The following is a 17,023-nucleotide window of genomic DNA, read 5'->3' as shown; positions in this document are numbered from 1 at the left end:
TTCATAAAACCCAGAGATTCCAGACATCTCGTTCCTCGATTCTGGAATGACAATGTTTAGTTATGGTGATTGGAAACCTAACTCTATAACGCGTCATTCCCGATAGCGACGGAGGAGCGCAGTCGGGAATCTCTTACTTGCTCTAAACGTAAAAAAGGCGCTGTAACTCAGCGCCTTTTTGCTATCTGCTTTTCACGTAGAGTCACTTTAAAACTCACACTCTGCTTGGAAACACATACGCTCCTTGCTGTACGGATGATCCAACTCTAACATCTCCGCATGCAAATGCAGACGGTTGGCTTTCTCGCCATATAAGCCGTCGCCAACCATCGCCATGTTCAAGCCCATGTGGTGGGCACTGTGTACACGCAATTGGTGGGTACGCCCCGTTTTCGGGTACATGTACACCTTGCTGCGTCCGTCTTTTATTTCAATCAGTTGCCAGTAAGTTTCGGCAGGTTTACCGTGCTCAAAGCACACAAGTTGACGTGGACGGTCATCTGGATCGCCACGCATCGGAAGCGAGATTTCACCTTCAGGCTCAGTTAATACACCTTCAAGCAGTGCCATATAACGCTTTTGTACGCCGCGTGTAATGAACTGCTTTTGCAAGCTCTTGTTCGCGCGTTTGGTTAAAGCAAACACCAAAATCCCCGAAGTCGCCATATCTAAGCGATGAATCACAAATGGTCCTTCGGCATCTGGGAACATTGTTTGAAGACGTGTGTACGCCGAATCCTTGATGGTTTTACCCGGAACAGAAAGCAGACCCGATGGCTTGTTGACGATTACCATGGCTTCATCTTGGAACAGTATTTCTAACTCTTTATCTTCTGCCCAATTTTCTGCCAATGGGTTTGGCTCCACATCCAAGCCTTGCAGCATGTGCCCCAAAATCGGCTGACACTTGCTGTTGCAAGATGGGTAAAACTTTTTGTGTTGGCGCACTTCCGATTTCGGCGATACGCCCCACCAAAACTCAGCTAATGCTAGTGGTTGGTAGCCATGCTTGTATGCGAACTGAAGCAGTTTCGGAGCGGCACATTCACCAGAACCGGCTGGTGGTACTGGATTGGTAGTAGGAGCAAAAATGTCCACCAAGTCGCGCTCTGCGTTGCGGTTGTCCAAGAAGCGGTATTGCTGATGCAGTTTGTGTTGTAGAGCATTAGACAAATCTTTGCGCTGCTCTTTGAGCCCTGTCAGTGTTTGTTCTAGCTCGGCTAAGCGTGCTTCTTTGATTGCCAGCCTTTCGTCCCAAGCTTGTTTGAGGTACTTGAGCACATTCTTCTCAGCAACGCTTTGTTTACCCAAATCATCCAGTAGCGCTTTTAGATCTTCTGGATTTAAGGTTTGCTCGCCTTGCGTACGTTGCTGTTTTCGTTCTGCACGACCAGCAATCATCACTTGGCGCTGGGCATTCTCTTCTTGTTGATACGCTTCGCGGTCGGCTTTAATTTCTGCTTTTAGTTGTGCCAGTTCTGGATTAGCAGCAAAGGCTTTGTATTCCGCATTCGCCGCGTTAATAGCATCCGTCTCGCCACGAAAGAAACCTTCTTCCGTCAACATGTCGAATACGGGTGGAACAAAACCAGGGAGCAAGTTTTGATCGGCAATCTTGCCAGAGAACGCACTGAAGTAGCCAATCTCACCTTGTGGATTACGCACTAGCAAAACACCGAACATCTTACCGCGTCCACTTTGCTCATCCTCAAGACCAAAATCGTGCTCAAAGTCAGTTTGTGTCATGAGGTGCTGCTGTAATTGCTCTGCAGCCAATACACACAATGGGTGAGGGGTGTAGTAGAACGGAAACGTAAACTGCGCTGGCAAGTTATAGCCAGAAATGTCTGCAGAAAATCGAGTAAAGCATTGTTCAGGCGAGTGCATGAGAGTGAGTCCGCGCGAAATAAAAATCGAGCACGGATTGTACCTGTTTTGGCTGTGATTGCTATTCGAAGGCGCTCCTGGGCTGACGGTATCGGCTCGCTATGACTCCTTATCTCAATGATTTTCATTGCTTAGAACGCAGAAATTAGGATTGCGTTTGAAATGATTAATTTGAGTGATGTACTGTTTTGATTGATATACCCAAGTGACTTCAAGATGCAGGATTCAGAGCATTGTCATTGATTCGAGTTCAAGGAAAACAACACCGTGTAATAGCCAGCTCTTTCCAAGTTGTTTGACGCAGAAATCGGGGCAATGACACGCTCCCGAAGGGCGAGTTGTCTTGGCTTGTATACTTTGTTGCCGATTCTTGATTTAGAGTGACTAGATCTTTAAATCGTCGCCGCGTCTACAAACCAAGTCATTCTCGCTGAACCTAGCATCTCGAGGTTACTTGGGTATAAGAACGAGCGTTGTTCTCGAATGATTTATTAGATGCAAAAGGAAAAGCATGTCGAAACTGGTGTTGGCATTGATACGATTTTATCAACGCTATTTATCCCCACACAAAGGGTTCCGTTGTGCTCATGCGGTGTACTACGGCACGGATTCTTGTTCTGCAGCCATCAGCAAAATAATTCAACGTAAAGGCGTGTTTTCTAGCTATACCAGTGTTCAAGACCAGTTTACACGCTGTAGACATGCTCATCAGCGTCTTCAAACTGAGGAACCTTCCCGTAATCGCAAGCGGCGTAAGAACAAAGACTCATCTTGTGTAACGGATATGGGATGCAACTCTTTGGATTGCGTCCCGAGTGACGCCTGTAGCGGTGGCAATGATTCACCTTGCAATTGTTGGTAATGGACTCTGTACGTAAATAAAAAGGAATGTGATGACCACTGATCAACTCAAAACTCTGTTTGAAAATGATTTGCGACATAAGCTCGAACCGCTGGAAGCTTTACGTTTAGAAGCGCTTCGTCGCCGCAAGTTTCTTGGTGTCGCGGTGTGTGTTTTCTTTGGAGCAGTGGCTTTTGATATTGCCACCTTCGCTACCATGTTTGTGCTCTTGGCACTGTTGCTCGGCGGTTGGGCTTACTTCAACAAAAAGCACAATGAGTATCGTACAACCTACAAGCAATACATTATGCAGAGTTTGTTGGCACATATTGAGCCTTCACTGACTTGGGACCCAAGCCGCAAGCTTGACAAAGATACCTTTGAACGTAGTGGTTTGTACTTAGACCGCTGTGATGGTTTCGAAAGTGATGATTTTATTTCAGGTACCATCGGTGAAGCCAAAGTGGTGATGTCTGAGATTCAAGCATCAAAGCTCATCAGCTCTGGAAGTGACAGTTCGAGTAAGCATTACGTATTTTTTGCGGGGTTGTTTTGCGAAATCGACGTTCCGATGAATGAAGACATTTGCACCTTTGTGCTGACTGATCGTGATGATACTCCAACCTTGCGCGAAAAGTTGTGGGATAGCTTCTTCAAGATTCAAATAGGTAAACGAGTCCGACTGGGCAATCCAGAATTTGACCAGCAGTATGAGGTGTATAGCGACGATTTAGACACGGCAAAGCAATTGTTAACGGATGAATTGATCGAGCGTGTGCTGACTTTTCGTCGTGAAAGTGAGTTTTCTAGCTTGTCGCTTTCTCAAGTAAACGGAAAGCTCTACATTGCCATCTCGCATTGGAAAGAGCTGTTTGAGCCTAAATTGGATGAACCTGCGGGTGAGTTTGAAGCGGTCGCGGAGATTTATCGTGAGTTGGATTTCTTGATTGGCACGGTTCGCAGTTTAGACCTTATGCGACCAATGATGGAGCCTGATAGTGTCGTAGAAACGGCGTAATCCCCTGTTATTCTCAAGCTGAAACTCGGTAAAGACTCGGTGATTTCAGCTTGAGATTCATCCAAGATCCTGTACCTTAGCGTGACTATTTTTTGCAGCCTGTTTTCATTCAAAGAGTGACCTGAGCTGCTTCACTTTTGAGTTAAAGTCATGTCACAAGCTAGCATCAAATTCATCGCCACCGATATGGATGGCACCTTACTTGACCAATATGGTCGTCTAGACCCAGAGTTTTTTGATCTTTTTTTACAGCTTGAAGAGAAGGGCATTTTATTCTCCGCAGCGTCAGGTCGTCAGTACTACAGTTTGCGTGATACGTTTGCGCCAATTCAAGACCGTATGATTTACGTGGCAGAAAATGGCACCTTGGTGATGCACCAAGACAAAGAGCTTTATAGCTGCACCATTCCGAAATCGGAAATCGATGAGATAGTAAAAGCGGCACGTGCGGTAGAAGGCACACACCTTGTACTGTGTGGTAAGCGTTCGGCTTACATCGAAACCAAAGATCCAAAAGCGTTAGAAGAGTTCCAGAAATACTACCACCGTTGCGAATACGTGCCGGATTTGCTGGCAGTAGAGGACGAATTTATCAAGGTCGCAATCTGTCACTTTGGTGGCTCTGAAGAATTGGTATTCCCTACAATGAGTGAGAAGTTTGGTCACAGTCATCAAGTGGTGGTGAGTGCGAAGATCTGGCTTGATGTGATGAACGCAGAAGCGTCAAAAGGGGCGGCGATCAAGCACCTTCAACAAACCATGGGTTTCGGTCCTGAAGAGACGATGACGTTTGGTGATTACCTCAATGACCTAGAAATGCTGCAAGTGAGTGAGCATTCCTATGCGATGGAAAACGCACATGAAGCAGTAAAAAAAGTGGCGCGCTTCTCAGCACCAAGTAACCGTGATTCGGGTGTGATGAAGGTCATCAAAGAAAAAGTGCTTTAATCGCCGCTTAGCGAATCTCAAGCATAAAAAAGCCCCGCCATTTGATGAGCGGGGCTTTTGTTTGTCTAAGGCTCAAACAGGTATGAGTTAGCGTACGTATTTCGCTGTCGCACTTACAAACCAGTGTTGTAGCTTGCCATCTGGGTTTTCTACCCACAAATCATTGTGATAACGGTAAATACGACCATTCACGGTTAGAGCTAGTATGTTGTCGCCGGTTTGCTCCATACGAATAAACTGATCAGAAGTCACCAAAAACGGCTCTAGGTTTTCGGTGCTTGCGCCTTTGTATACAACAAAGTAACCGAACATGTTACCCGCGTCAGGGTCTGTAGAGTGAATGCGATGACCAACCAGTATGTAGTTGTCGTTGAGCGCCTCTTCGAGGGTTTGTGCGCCCACTGTCTCGTGGGATGGGATAAAGACCCAAGCCAACACACCAAGCGCGATCACTAGCAGTAATAACACCGCTCGCATGAAATTTTTCATCATGGTTATCCGTTTAACGTTGGAATTTCATTTTGTACATGCGCTTATCCGCTAAATTGATTAGGAAGTCAATGTTGTCGGCGTCTTGCGGGTAGCTCGCTGCACCTAAACTGGTGGATAGGGCTCCGGCTTGGTCGGAGGCGAGAATCGGTTTCTCAAACACTACATGGACGTGGTGCGTTGCTTCGGTAATTTTGTTCTCGTCGGTTGTGTTGATGATTACGGCAAACTCGTCACCACCCATGCGATAGACAGTAAAGTCATCCAATGCCATGTCGTTTAAGCGCTTTGCTATCTCGATTAAAGCGATGTCACCCGCTTGGTGTCCCAACGTATCGTTTATGTTCTTAAAGCCGTTCAGATCGAGTAGGAGCAGCGAAAACGGGGTTTTGGTTTCTTCCTTGCGATGTAAATCGAGAAACAAAGCACTGCGGTTGGCAAGATTCGTCAGTGGATCACTTAACGCGAGTTGTTTGTGGAACTTTGATTCTTGCTTATAGAAGTAGGTCAGCAGCGCCACGGTAAGCACGAAAATGCCCAACAAGATGTACTGCGCTTGCAGTAAATTGTACGCACGAACTTGCTGTTGCTGATAAAGCGGGCTTGCAACACGGAAGTTCTGGGTGACGTAGTCAATCATTTCCATGTATAGATTTTGCGTTGCGCGGTAAAACTGATTAGCAGCCACGCTGCTGCCTGTTTTGGCTTCAACTAAGATGGGTTCGAGTTGTTGAAATTTATCGAATAGAGAGACAAAGTACACGCGTACTTCTTCTCTTGATAGGAAAGAGTCCGCTTCTTTGTTGTTGATCAGCAAATCAAAACGGCTCCAAGCTAACTCATATTGCAGCTCGGCTCCATCAATGTTCATCACGCTCTCATTGAGCCGACGCGCTTCACCCACTAATTCCGATAACTCTTTAGATAAATGAAATAAAAACCAAGTCGCTTGGTTTTGTTGGGCAGAGTAGCTTTGGGTAAGTGCTCGGGTTTCTTTCAATAATACGATGTTGGCGAGCAGCAATGTCGATGAAAAAATCAACAACAATAACTTACTCTTAGTCGAAAATGGACCTTGTTTTGTAGGATGGGGTTTCGCCTTCATTGTTATTCTTCTTTCACGCTGATCCTGTTGATTTGCCAGACCATTTGCGAATGGTATGGGGCAATGTCTAGTTTTGGGTATTTATTTATAGAATAGATCAACCAGTAGGGACCTTTGTTTCGGATCTTGATGTATTTATGATTTTGTTTGTACGCCACGATAGGCTGGTAACGAAGGATATCTTCACGAGATAAATCGGAGTGGTAGTCATTCAATGCACGTACTTCAACGCGCTGGGGTACTTGTCCAAATGCATTTTGTAATAGGATGCTTAACTTAACGCCTTCAAACTCGGCTGGCGTTTCGAGCCAAGGCAGTTTGGTGGTGTAGGTAGTTTGAGGCAATGACTCTAGGTCTTTTAATGCCACAACAACATCGGATTTCTCAGGACTGCTAAACTGTATCGTGTTTGCAAAAAGTGTCGGTGCAAACAAAAGCAAAGCGAGTGCCACTGTTTTTCTCATCTTGTGCCCTTTGATTTATTGACCTTGTTTCGGCGGTATAGCGTCACTACATCGATCCGCAGAAATTTCGGTTATTTATTAATAATAGAGCCAACTTGATGGATTTATATAATACGTTATGGGTGAAAAGTAACCGTTGGTGGAATATACGTCAAGGTTAATGACATAGTTAAAAATAGAACTATTGGATGAATACATTATTTAGTCTATTTTGTGTGCAGTTTGCCTCACGTTGTCTAACTTTCGCGACACTTTCATCTCATTAGGAGAAGCGATATGTTTGATTGGTACTACAGGGTCATCCTCAATTACTCCAACTTTGGTGGTAGGGCTAGACGCCAAGAGTATTGGTACTTTACGTTAGTGAATGTGTTGGTCAATTTAGTGATGGGCATCATCGATCGAGTGATCGGCAGTGTGATGCAAATGGACAATTTTGGCTTCTTTGGTGTGATTTATGCCCTGTTCATTATGATCCCATCGATTGCGGTTACCGTGCGGCGTTTACACGACTCAGGACGAACTGGGTGGTGGGCGTTGATCGCTTTTGTGCCCATCATTGGTGTCTTAGTGCTGCTGTACTTTCTCATCCAAGACAGTGAAGAAGGCTCGAACCAATATGGTGCGAACCCGAAACATGAGTAGAGATTTGGCTCTGAATCCAGCATCTTGAAGTTACTGGGTATAAGTGGGTTTAGATGCCTGAGCCCACTTGGAAATACACTGCACTGTCTTCATCGCTAAAGGCGAAGTCCATGCCTGCTTGCAGACCATAACGACGAGCGATGAGGTAACGAAAGCCCACGCCGTAAGCGTATTCGGCGTTGTTTTCGAATAGTGATGCTTCGGTTGAAGCGTAGCCAAAGCCGCCGAAAACATTCGTCGACCAGCGCGTGTTCCACTGATAGGTCAGTTGTGATTCGACTGACAGTGTCTCGTCCCCTTGATAACGATTTCTCGCAACGCCACGCAGTTCAATGTCTGGATAAGACGCTGGTGGTAAAAAGCGTTCGTCAGTGTAAAGAGATTTGTATTGACCACGTAGCGCTAGCGACCATCGATCCGCTAACTCCCAATAGTTAATGCCTTCCACATCCAGTTGTTCGTATTCGTAATCACTGCCAATCGCGTCGTTGTACCAAAGGTATTCGGCTTTGTAGTTGTAGCCTTGCGTCGGACTAAAGAAGTTGTTTCTGCTGTCCCATTCCAGTGTCAGACCCAATCCAGAGGTAGTCGGAGAGGTATTGGTCAGGGTTTGCAATAACTTATCGGCAACAGGGGAGTTGGTGATTTTCTGATCGGTGACGAAATAGAGCTGTTTCACACCGATAAACAGCGGAGCATCAATATACCCAAGTGACTTCAAGATGCAGGATTCAGAGCGTTGTCATTGATTCGAGTTCAAGGAAAACAACGTAGCGTAATAGCCCGCTCTTTCCAAGTTGTTTGACGCAGCAATCGGGTCAATGACACGCTCCCAAAGGGCGAGTTTACTGGGCTTGTATACTTTGTTGTCGATTCTTGATTTAGACCCGCTAGACCTTTAAATCGCCGCCGCGTCTACAAACCCAGTCATTCTCGCTGAACCGAGCATCTCGAGGTTACTTGGGTATAATGCGGTATTGAAGATGGTTGAGCATGCCACCGCCAGTTATTTCGAAATCCAACCCTTTGCCGTTAAAGACGCTATCTAAGCCCGGCAAGGTGGATTGCGGATAGAAGGTCATATTGAAGTCGCCATAACCCACTCCACCTAGGTAACGCACCGTGTCTTGCGCCCACGTCCGGCGGTGCCCTAAGAAGCCCATCCAAGTGCCGTTTTCGGTGGCGAAACCACCGATTGCAGTAATGGCTGGTGTTAGTAGCTGCGCACCACCATCGAGAGAGGTTTCTGCCAGTTTGCGCCTTTTCTCCCGTTGCTCATCGGATTCATGCAAAAACACGCCAGTGAAGCCCAAGCCATAGCCCACGGCGGGCTCGGTAATCACTATCGGGACGGGCAGAAATCCATAAGCGTTTTCAGCCAGATATTCTCCCATGTCCAATTGCCCATCAATGGGATCAAAAAAGTTGATTGCCTGAGCCATTGGAGAGGCGAGCAAAAAGCTGAAACAGGTGGTACTAATGATAACTGACGATGGTTTTTTCATAGGGTCCTATTCGGGTCTATAGACCCTAGTAAGCGAATAGCGTTCCCTTACAAGTTAGACACCAATCAGAGCAATTGCAATGGTGGTTTTGTAAAGAGAAGGTGAGTGTTTTTAAAACGCAAAAAGCCACCCAATAAGTGGGTGGCTTTGTATATTTAACCATTCAGTTTTTTATCGTTTTTCTTATGTCACAACCAAGGTTAAGCAAATAAGTACTTAGCGTGGAAGTTCAAATGCTCAGCGATAAAGCTAGAGATAAAGAAGTAGCTGTGGTCGTAACCTGGCTGCATGCGCAGTTCAACTTCAGAATCATGAGCTTTTGCTGCCGCCAGTAACGCATCAGGCTTCAATTGCTCAGCAAGGAAGTTATCAGCATCACCTTGGTCTACCAAGATTGGCAATGGTGATTTTGCTTGTTTGAGTAATTCACTTGCGTCGTATTGTTTCCAGCTTTCAATATCGGTGCCTAGGTAAGCGGTAAACGCTTTCTGACCCCAAGGGCATTGCATTGGGTTACTGATTGGACTGAAAGCAGAAATTGAGCGGTACTGCTCTGAATTTTTCAAACCAATGGTAATTGCACCATGACCACCCATGCTATGACCCGAAATCGACTTCACGTCAGAGACAGGGAAGTTGCTTTCAATGATCGCAGGTAGCTCTTGGGTGATGTAATCGTACATGTGGTAGTGACGCGACCACGGCTCTTGAGTGGCGTTTAGGTAGAAACCCGCGCCTTTCCCTAAATCGTAGTTCTCGTCGTCTGCAACGTCGTCACCACGTGGGCTAGTATCCGGTGCCACAATGGCGATACCTAACTCAGCAGCCATGCGAAACGCACCGGCTTTCTGCATGAAGTTCTCATCAGTACACGTCAAACCAGACAACCAGTAAACCACAGGCACTGGGTTTGATTTGGTTGCATTTGGCGGCAAGAAGATCGCAAAGCGCATGTTGCAATTTAAAGCGCGAGATTCGTGTGTGTATTGTTTATGCCAACCACCGAATACTTTGGCTTGGCTTAGGCTTTCAATGGTCATGGATAATCTCTCGATAAAACAATGTTTGTTAGAAACTGTGAGTATTTAAAACAATGATTTTTAACGGTGGACAAGACCGTTAAAGACAGCGGATGGCTCTCTTCCCAAAAGAAAACGTGTCCAAGAGAGAAGAGAGCCTGTTTCAAATTTTCAAATATCAGTCACATTACGTGAACCGTTATCTTGGATTATTTATCCATGTGAAGAACGGTACGGATAGATTCACCTTTGTGCATCAGTTCGAACGCTTCGTTCACGTCTTGTAGACCCATCGTGTGCGTGATGAATTCTTGTAGACCGAACTCGCCAGCCATGTAACGGTTTACGATTTCTGGAAGCTCAGAGCGACCTTTAACGCCACCGAAAGCAGAACCGCGCCATACGCGACCAGTCACCAGTTGGAATGGACGAGTTGAGATCTCTTGACCTGCACCAGCAACACCAATGATTACTGACTCACCCCAACCTTTGTGACAGCACTCAAGTGCTTGACGCATCACGTTTACGTTACCGATACATTCGAATGAGTAATCAACACCACCGTCTGTCATCTCAACGATAACGTCTTGGATTGGCTTGTCGAACTTCATTGGGTTGATGACGTCTGTAGCACCAAGTTGTTTCGCTAGGTCGAATTTACTTTCGTTGATGTCGACACCGATGATGCGGCTTGCTCCAGCCATACGAGCACCGATGATTGCAGAAAGACCGATACCGCCTAGACCAAATACAGCAACTGTGTCGCCTTTTTCAACTTTAGCTGTGTTTAGTACCGCACCCATACCGGTGGTTACGCCACAACCTAGAAGACAAACTTCTTCAAGTGGTGCTTCTTTGTTTACTTTCGCTAGTGAGATTTCTGGAAGAACCGTGTACTCAGAGAAAGTAGAACAACCCATGTAGTGGAAAATAGTCTCACCGTTGATAGAGAAACGGCTTGTACCATCTGGCATTAGACCTTTACCTTGCGTTTCGCGAACTGCCTGACATAGGTTAGTTTTGCCAGATTTACAGAACTTACACTCACCACATTCAGCGGTGTAAAGTGGGATAACGTGGTCGCCAACTTCAACGCTTGTTACGCCTTCGCCAACCATTTCAACGATACCGCCACCTTCGTGACCAAGGATTGAAGGGAAGATACCTTCTGGATCGTCACCTGATAGTGTGAATGCGTCAGTGTGACAAACACCAGTTGCTACGATACGTACTAGCACTTCACCCGCTTTTGGAAGTTGTACATCAACTTCTTCCATTTTAAGTGGCTCGCCAGCAGCCCATGCAACCATTGCTTTTGATTTAATGTGAGTTTGACCAGGTTTGATTTCAAGCGACATTGGATGTTTCCTTTATATTCTCAGTATATGGAGTGACGTCATAAGCGTAGTTGAGGTTTGTTCACTGCGCTGCGTCGTTTTGTTGGTGCCCATTTTAGGTGTTTCATGAAAAATGATAATCCGGCTAAATTGAAAATGATTTTTACGTATGTGTAATAATTAGTTCGATAACGTCGTTGTTAGTGCGAGTGAGGTTAAGAAGAATGACAAAAATCGCATTGGTGTTTGACCTCAAGTGCAGTTGAGGGTTTAGTGTTGTTGCCACCGTAAAAACGTTGAATTGGAATGGGTATGAACCAAACAGATCTTCAAGCCTACTTAAAGAAAGTAGGTATCTCTCAATCGCTGAATATCAATACTGATACTTTGTTATTACTACACAATGCTCAGCATCGTCGTTTGCCTTTTGAGAACTTTGATATTTCGCTTGGGCGTGGCATTTCAGTTGCTGAACAAGACATTATTAACAAACTGATTTATCGCGAGCGTGGTGGCTATTGCTATGAATTGAATGCATTACTTTTTAATGTACTGAAAACCATCGGCTTTGATGCACGACCGTTGTTGGGGCGCGTTCATTTGTCTGGCACACCATCAGGTCGAACGCATCAATTCACTTTGGTGACCATGGGGGAAGATAAGTGGATCGTTGATGTGGGGTTCGGTTCTAACACGCCACGCGCACCACTACCCTTTGTACTCAACCAAGATATTCATACTGACCTTCAAACATTCAGATTTATCGAACATGAGTTGGTTGGCTATATGTTGCAAGTTCAATCCTATGATGACCCTGAGCAATGGATTGATTTGTATAGTTTAGACTTTGAACACGTATTTGACGGTGACATCGTATGCGGCAATCACTACACATCGACTTCACCAAATTCCCATTTCACTTCGAGTCGAGTTGCAACATTGGCGACAGATAGCGGCATCATTACTTTGTTCAATCACAGTTTAAAGTACCGAGCAAATGGTGAGGTCGTTGAGATTGAGCTGGAAGCGGGAGAAACGTATCTATCTGCGCTTAAAACCCATTTTGGTATCGCTCTTGATGCTGATTACTCATCTTTAAAGCCAGTGTAAGAGTCGTAACTGAGGGGGAATCGTGCTCGAAATGAGACTTCAAGCATCGCGTTACGCTTAATTTCCTTACTTATCGGCTCAAAAATGGAAAGCGCAGCTCAACCTGCGCTTTTTTTATTTGCGCTATATCTCAGTAAGTGAGTTTTCAAAGGTTTACTTTTAACCTTGAAGAATAAATGAGGTAAATCATGCGCTTTGAATACTTGCTTGATGATGAAGTCACCCAAGAACTCGATGCTAAGTTAAGAGCTTTGCTGTCCACTTGCTTCACCAAGGAGCAAGACAAAATCTTTCAAACTCAACGTTATTTCAATGAAATACCTCGTCACCGCTATCTAATTTGGGATGGCGATAAACTCGCTGCCCACATTGCCGTACACGAAAAACAAGTCATGATTGATGATCAATCTTTTCCCATTAGTGGTATTGCAGAAGTCTGTGTTGACCCCGGTTCTCGCGGGTTAGGGCTGGTGAAAATCTTGTTGGAAGCGGTTCATCAGGATGCATTGGAGCGAGGCGACGCATTTTCTGTTTTATTTGGTCGCACGCCAGTTTATCGATCCAGTGGTTATACACCCATCAATAACTTGAAGATAAAAGTTGCCCCAAATCATTGGGTCAGTACTGATGACACCATGGTATGCTCTCTGAAAATTATTTGGCCACAACAGACGGTTCATTTAGTCGGCTATCCTTTTTAAACGGGTTTTCTCCGCGATTAACTTTGTGTGAGAATACGCAATAAATTGAATTCCATAGGATCAAAATCATGGCGAATTGGGAAGGCGTCAGCGAATTTGTCGCCGTCGCAGAAACCAACAGCTTTACCGGCGCAGCCAATAAGCTCAAAACATCGGTCGCGCAAATCAGCCGTCGTGTATCAGCGTTAGAAGAACGCTTGGCAGTGAAATTGCTTCATCGTACTACGCGTAAAGTGTCGTTAACTGAAGCTGGTCAACTTTATTACCAACAGTGTAAGCACCTTGTGGAAGGGTTAGAGTTAGCTGAGTTGGCGGTAACTCAGATGCAAGCCGAACCGAAAGGTGTGCTCAAAGTGACTGCGCCCGTGACCTATGGGGAAATGAATCTTGCTCCGCTGCTGCACCAGTTTTTAGAAAAGTACCCGCAAGTAAATCTCGATCTGATTCTTACTAACCAAAAGCTCGATTTGATTGAGCAAGGTGTCGATGTGGCGATTCGTTTGGGACGCTTGCAAGACTCGAGCTTGATCGCTAAACGCCTTTCATCGCGTCAGCTGTATGTGTGTGCCAGCCCGGCTTACTTAGAGCGCTCTGGTGAGCCGCATACCTTGTCTGAACTGAGTCATCACCAATGCTTGGTGGGTACCGCTGACTATTGGCACTTCAAAGAGCAAAAACGTGAGAAGTCTCTGCGTGTCTCTGGCCGAATCAAATGCAATAGTGGTTTTGCTTTGGTCGATGCGGCAAAACGTGGTTTAGGTTTGGTGCAGCTGCCGGACTACTACGTGCAAGAGGCGTTAGACAATGGCGAGCTGGTGGAAGTGTTAACCGATTATCGAGACGATCGCGAAGGTATTTGGGCGCTCTATCCGCAAAACCGTAACCTCTCACCTAAAGTTCGTCTGCTGATTGATTTCTTGGCTGAGAGCCTAAATTAGAAATAGGTATTTATGTGTTTAAAAGCTAAGTAGCAAATCTTGTTACTTAGCTTTTTTTGCGCTCTTAAATCACTGTTCGTTTAGCTCGGCATCTTCGCGTTTGATGACCTTATGACCATCTTCTGATACGCCTTGTTTCCAGTAACTGCTGAGGTAAAGGTTTTCACGCTCCACTTCTTTTTCGTTACGGAAGTATTGGCGTAGCGCGCGCATTGAATCGAACTCACAAGCACACCACACTGCTGCTTCACCCGTTTTCCACTCCAGTGAGCGAACCTTACCTTCGAGTGATTGCTCGGTGACCCAATGGATTTCCATACCTACTGGTGCTTCGAGAGCTTGGATATCCGCTTCAGAAATTACGCTGATCACGGCATAGCCTTTTGCGTCTTCTGGCAGAGTGCGAATCTTCGCTGATAGCGCTGGCAACGCTGTCATATCCGCAGCCATAAAGAACCAATCAGCTTCTGTGTTTAAGTTCGAGATGCTGCCAGGACCTGCGATGTTGATGGTGTCGCCTTCTTTTGCGGACATCGCCCAACGCGCGGCAAAGCCACATTGTAGGTCTTTAGTAATGTGGCGAACGAAGTCGACTTCAATCGTGCATGCTTGTGGATCGAAGCGACGAATGGTGTAGGTACGCATAACTGGACGGTTTTCTTCAGAAAAGCCTTGGATGTCAGTACCGCCTGTTTCGTTGAACAGCAGCTTGATGTAGCTGCCTTCGCAATCTTGTGGAAAGTTGCCTAGTGCTTCGCCTTGCAGGGTAATACGCTGCATGTTAGGCGTTACTGTTTGTGTGTTGATAACAACGAGGCTTTTTGGTTGTGGTTTCTTTTTCATTTTAATTCACATTTCACTACGTTTGATAACTATTCTCTTTCTCATCTAAGATTAACAGCATCTCAGTAAGGCAGATAGCGTCTTTATCTAAATTTACACTCTGATGTGAAAATCGGCGATTTAATTCCGACAGACCTCGCCCGAATGAACACTTCGTTATCCATGTTTATAAGATTTGGGTTTAAAGAATAAAAAAGGGCACCGAAGTGCCCTTGGTAGAATGAGAGGTTGCTTATTGCGTTTGATCTAATAAATGTGTCTTCAAGAATCGATCCATCGCTTGGTAACCATCGAGGCGATTTTCAAGAGAGCGGAAGCCATGACCTTCATTCTCTTTCACGATGTATTCCACTTCGACGCCACGTTCACGAAGAGCATTGACGATTTGGTCAGATTCGCTTTTCACTACACGCGGGTCTTTCGCGCCTTGTAGAACCAATAATGGAGCTTTGATTTGGTCAACATGGAATACCGGTGAGTATGCTTTCATCATCTTCGCATCTTCTGGGTTATTCGGATCGCCAACTTGCTCATGCAGCATAGCTAGGAATGGTGCCCAGTATGGCGGAATGGAATCCATGAAAGTAAAGAGGTTGGACACACCAACGTAGTCGATACCACACTTATATAGGTCTGGCGTGAACGTCACACCAGCTAATGTGGCGTAACCACCGTAGGATGCGCCGTAGATACATACTTCACCATCTTGTGCGTAGCCTTGGCCAATCGCCCATTTAACGCCGTCAGTGATGTCATCCTGCATCGACTGACCCCATTGCTTAAATGACTTCTCCCAGAATTCACGACCATAACCTGTTGAACCACGGAAGTTCATCTGTAGAACGGCAATACCACGGTTTGCAAACAACTGAACTTCTGGTTGGAAGCCCCAGTGATCGCGAGCCCAAGGACCACCGTGCGGCAGAACAAGCAGTGGCAAGTCTTTCGCTTCACGGCCTTTTGGTAACGTTAAGTAGCCATGGATGGTTTCACCATCACGAGCGGTATATGTGATTGGCTTCATCTTCGCCATGTCTTCTGGCTTATGCCAAGGTGCGTTTGCAGCTAACTTCTCAAGTTGGTCTGAATCACGATCGTAGTAGTAGTAATTAGGACGGTCGGTGTCGCTGTAGGTCACGACGATCATTTTTCTCTCGTCGCGAGTGGTGTTGTTCACCGAGATTTCAACACCCGGTAGCTTTTCTTGCAGACGCTCAAAAGTCTCTTCATAACCTTTATCAAGGAAATGGTACTGACGTTTGTCTGTCACATAAGAGATCGTTGTGAGCTTGTTGAGTGCATTTGAGTAACTTGCACTGGTGACGTCCACTTCTGGGTGAGAGAAGATCTCGCGCACTTCTTTGTTAGCCTTCACATCATATTCGATGATCGCTGATTTATCGCGAGTGATACGTGAGGCAACGTACAGGTTCTTGTTATCTGGTGTAAATGAGATTGGAGAGAAGTCTTCTTTGAAGGTGAGGTTCTTCAATGGACGGAACTCTTCATCCACGGTATCACGGTACAGAACCGCTGTATTTACGCCGTCTGAAGTTGAAATCACGCGGATGTTCCCATCGTGGTCTGTACCCCAGTAACGCACATTCCCTGGGTTTTGAGCCACAAGCGTGTTCTTACCCGTTTTTAAGTTATGACGATAAACATCAAACACTTGCGGGTTACGTTCGTTGGTCGTGATAAGAATGTCATCTGGTTGGCTTTCTAAAGTGTCGATCACATAAGCCACTACGCCAGATGTAGGTGTGATGGTTTGCTCTTCACCCGTTTTGACATTGACCGTTACGAGATAGAAGTTTTCATCACCGCCCGTATCGCGAGAGTAAATAATGGTGTCATCACCAACCCAGTAGTAGTAAGCGATGTCACGACCAGTAATTGACGTAATACGTTTCACATCCTCTGGCTTACCAACTGGATGAACAAATACGTTTTTACGGTCTTGCCATGGTTTCATCATTGAAATGTAATCTCCAGCAGGGGAGATTTGGTAGCTAGAGACTTCAGCATTACGGAAGAAGTAATCTACGGGATATTCCGGTGGGATAACTTCGGCAGTCGTCGTGGTCGAAGTTTGGCTACAACCCGCGAGTAGTAGACCAAAAGCGGTAGCAAGAATAAGCTTGCGAGTACGCATTGTATAACGCTCCTTGTG

The 17,023-nt window shown here is 45.7% G+C and carries 14 protein-coding genes and 2 pseudogenes; 6 read left to right on the top strand and 10 right to left on the bottom strand.

The genetic code is table 11. The annotated features are described in order from the left end of the window. Nucleotides 1-207 precede the first annotated feature (207 nt). Complete coding sequence (locus ABMY42_RS13625) at nucleotides 208-1,887, bottom strand: pseudouridine synthase (protein ID WP_349266427.1); 1,680 nt, start codon at nucleotides 1,885-1,887, stop codon at nucleotides 208-210. 893 nt (nucleotides 1,888-2,780) lie between these two features. Between ABMY42_RS13625 and ABMY42_RS13620 the strand changes: the two genes are divergently transcribed. Continuing rightward, nucleotides 2,781-3,746 (top strand): DUF3137 domain-containing protein, encoded by a 966-nt coding sequence (locus ABMY42_RS13620; RefSeq protein WP_272760130.1) that lies wholly within the window; start codon nucleotides 2,781-2,783, stop codon nucleotides 3,744-3,746. A 150-nt stretch (nucleotides 3,747-3,896) separates the two neighbouring features. Then, a complete protein-coding gene (locus tag ABMY42_RS13615; protein ID WP_005447273.1) occupies nucleotides 3,897-4,694 on the top strand; it encodes a Cof-type HAD-IIB family hydrolase in 798 nt (265 codons plus the stop codon). A gap of 87 nt (nucleotides 4,695-4,781) precedes the next feature. Here the strand turns inward: ABMY42_RS13615 and ABMY42_RS13610 are convergent, their stop codons facing one another. Genes ABMY42_RS13610 through ABMY42_RS13600 form a run of 3 tightly spaced genes read right to left on the bottom strand, consistent with a single transcriptional unit; the run spans nucleotide 4,782 to nucleotide 6,752 of the window. Next, nucleotides 4,782-5,186: a hypothetical protein gene (locus ABMY42_RS13610; protein ID WP_349266426.1), complete on the bottom strand. Its 405-nt coding sequence runs from the start codon at nucleotides 5,184-5,186 to the stop codon at nucleotides 4,782-4,784. Nucleotides 5,187-5,196: 10 nt separating this feature from the next. Next, nucleotides 5,197-6,288: a GGDEF domain-containing protein gene (locus ABMY42_RS13605; RefSeq protein WP_005447275.1), complete on the bottom strand. Its 1,092-nt coding sequence runs from the start codon at nucleotides 6,286-6,288 to the stop codon at nucleotides 5,197-5,199. 2 nt (nucleotides 6,289-6,290) lie between these two features. Further along, nucleotides 6,291-6,752 (bottom strand): oxidoreductase, encoded by a 462-nt coding sequence (locus ABMY42_RS13600; RefSeq protein WP_349266425.1) that lies wholly within the window; start codon nucleotides 6,750-6,752, stop codon nucleotides 6,291-6,293. A 276-nt stretch (nucleotides 6,753-7,028) separates the two neighbouring features. Here ABMY42_RS13600 and ABMY42_RS13595 point away from each other — a divergent pair, with 276 nt between their 5' ends. Continuing rightward, entirely contained in the window at nucleotides 7,029-7,397 is a 369-nt protein-coding gene (locus ABMY42_RS13595; RefSeq protein WP_272760128.1) for a DUF805 domain-containing protein, read from the top strand. Nucleotides 7,398-7,446: 49 nt separating this feature from the next. Here the strand turns inward: ABMY42_RS13595 and ABMY42_RS13590 are convergent. The 4 genes and pseudogenes from ABMY42_RS13590 to ABMY42_RS13575 all read right to left on the bottom strand — a co-directional run. Then, nucleotides 7,447-8,100, bottom strand: a pseudogene (locus tag ABMY42_RS13590) (BamA/TamA family outer membrane protein); the annotation flags it as partial. Between the two features lie 262 nt (nucleotides 8,101-8,362). Beyond that, a pseudogene (locus tag ABMY42_RS13585) lies at nucleotides 8,363-8,902 on the bottom strand (glyceraldehyde-3-phosphate dehydrogenase); the annotation flags it as partial. A 200-nt stretch (nucleotides 8,903-9,102) separates the two neighbouring features. Then, entirely contained in the window at nucleotides 9,103-9,942 is an 840-nt protein-coding gene (gene fghA, locus ABMY42_RS13580; RefSeq protein WP_005447282.1) for an S-formylglutathione hydrolase, read from the bottom strand. Nucleotides 9,943-10,130: 188 nt separating this feature from the next. Beyond that, nucleotides 10,131-11,279 carry an S-(hydroxymethyl)glutathione dehydrogenase/class III alcohol dehydrogenase gene (locus ABMY42_RS13575; protein WP_005447284.1) on the bottom strand — a complete coding sequence of 383 codons (1,149 nt, stop codon included), beginning with the start codon at nucleotides 11,277-11,279 and terminating at the stop codon, nucleotides 10,131-10,133. 291 nt (nucleotides 11,280-11,570) lie between these two features. Here ABMY42_RS13575 and ABMY42_RS13570 point away from each other — a divergent pair, with 291 nt between their 5' ends. The 3 genes from ABMY42_RS13570 (at nucleotide 11,571) to ABMY42_RS13560 (ending at nucleotide 14,007) form a co-directional block, all read left to right on the top strand. After that, nucleotides 11,571-12,368, top strand: a complete 798-nt coding sequence (locus ABMY42_RS13570; RefSeq protein WP_050908155.1) for an arylamine N-acetyltransferase — start codon at nucleotides 11,571-11,573, stop codon at nucleotides 12,366-12,368. 188 nt (nucleotides 12,369-12,556) lie between these two features. Beyond that, entirely contained in the window at nucleotides 12,557-13,069 is a 513-nt protein-coding gene (locus ABMY42_RS13565; RefSeq protein ID WP_050908154.1) for a GNAT family N-acetyltransferase, read from the top strand. Between the two features lie 68 nt (nucleotides 13,070-13,137). Further along, nucleotides 13,138-14,007: a LysR family transcriptional regulator gene (locus ABMY42_RS13560; protein WP_005447289.1), complete on the top strand. Its 870-nt coding sequence runs from the start codon at nucleotides 13,138-13,140 to the stop codon at nucleotides 14,005-14,007. A 69-nt stretch (nucleotides 14,008-14,076) separates the two neighbouring features. Here the strand turns inward: ABMY42_RS13560 and ABMY42_RS13555 are convergent, their stop codons facing one another. Continuing rightward, nucleotides 14,077-14,850 carry a siderophore-interacting protein gene (locus tag ABMY42_RS13555; RefSeq protein WP_349266424.1) on the bottom strand — a complete coding sequence of 258 codons (774 nt, stop codon included), beginning with the start codon at nucleotides 14,848-14,850 and terminating at the stop codon, nucleotides 14,077-14,079. A 232-nt stretch (nucleotides 14,851-15,082) separates the two neighbouring features. Further along, nucleotides 15,083-17,005, bottom strand: coding sequence for a S9 family peptidase (locus ABMY42_RS13550; RefSeq protein WP_050908153.1), 1,923 nt, complete (start codon nucleotides 17,003-17,005; stop codon nucleotides 15,083-15,085). Between the last annotated feature and the right edge of the window lie 18 nt (nucleotides 17,006-17,023).

The sequence above is a fragment of the Vibrio sp. SSH13-20 genome (assembly GCF_040104475.1).
In the GTDB taxonomy this organism is placed as follows: Bacteria; Pseudomonadota; Gammaproteobacteria; order Enterobacterales; family Vibrionaceae; genus Vibrio; species Vibrio harveyi.
The sequence above is the reverse complement of the archived record's forward strand: the minus strand, read 5'-3'. Positions and strand labels throughout refer to the sequence as shown.

Excerpts from the sequence above, each read along its gene's own strand:
- ABMY42_RS13605 (WP_005447275.1), bottom strand. The coding sequence starts at position 6,288 with ATGAAGGCGAAACCCCATCCTACAAAACAAGGTCCATTTTCGACTAAG.
- ABMY42_RS13610 (WP_349266426.1), bottom strand. The coding sequence starts at position 5,186 with ATGATGAAAAATTTCATGCGAGCGGTGTTATTACTGCTAGTGATCGCG.
- ABMY42_RS13600 (WP_349266425.1), bottom strand. The coding sequence starts at position 6,752 with ATGAGAAAAACAGTGGCACTCGCTTTGCTTTTGTTTGCACCGACACTT.
- fghA (WP_005447282.1), bottom strand. The coding sequence starts at position 9,942 with ATGACCATTGAAAGCCTAAGCCAAGCCAAAGTATTCGGTGGTTGGCAT.
- ABMY42_RS13565 (WP_050908154.1), top strand. The coding sequence starts at position 12,557 with ATGCGCTTTGAATACTTGCTTGATGATGAAGTCACCCAAGAACTCGAT.
- ABMY42_RS13615 (WP_005447273.1), top strand. The coding sequence starts at position 3,897 with ATGTCACAAGCTAGCATCAAATTCATCGCCACCGATATGGATGGCACC.
- ABMY42_RS13560 (WP_005447289.1), top strand. The coding sequence starts at position 13,138 with ATGGCGAATTGGGAAGGCGTCAGCGAATTTGTCGCCGTCGCAGAAACC.
- ABMY42_RS13620 (WP_272760130.1), top strand. The coding sequence starts at position 2,781 with ATGACCACTGATCAACTCAAAACTCTGTTTGAAAATGATTTGCGACAT.
- ABMY42_RS13625 (WP_349266427.1), bottom strand. The coding sequence starts at position 1,887 with ATGCACTCGCCTGAACAATGCTTTACTCGATTTTCTGCAGACATTTCT.
- ABMY42_RS13595 (WP_272760128.1), top strand. The coding sequence starts at position 7,029 with ATGTTTGATTGGTACTACAGGGTCATCCTCAATTACTCCAACTTTGGT.
- ABMY42_RS13575 (WP_005447284.1), bottom strand. The coding sequence starts at position 11,279 with ATGTCGCTTGAAATCAAACCTGGTCAAACTCACATTAAATCAAAAGCA.
- ABMY42_RS13570 (WP_050908155.1), top strand. The coding sequence starts at position 11,571 with ATGAACCAAACAGATCTTCAAGCCTACTTAAAGAAAGTAGGTATCTCT.
- ABMY42_RS13555 (WP_349266424.1), bottom strand. The coding sequence starts at position 14,850 with ATGAAAAAGAAACCACAACCAAAAAGCCTCGTTGTTATCAACACACAA.
- ABMY42_RS13550 (WP_050908153.1), bottom strand. The coding sequence starts at position 17,005 with ATGCGTACTCGCAAGCTTATTCTTGCTACCGCTTTTGGTCTACTACTC.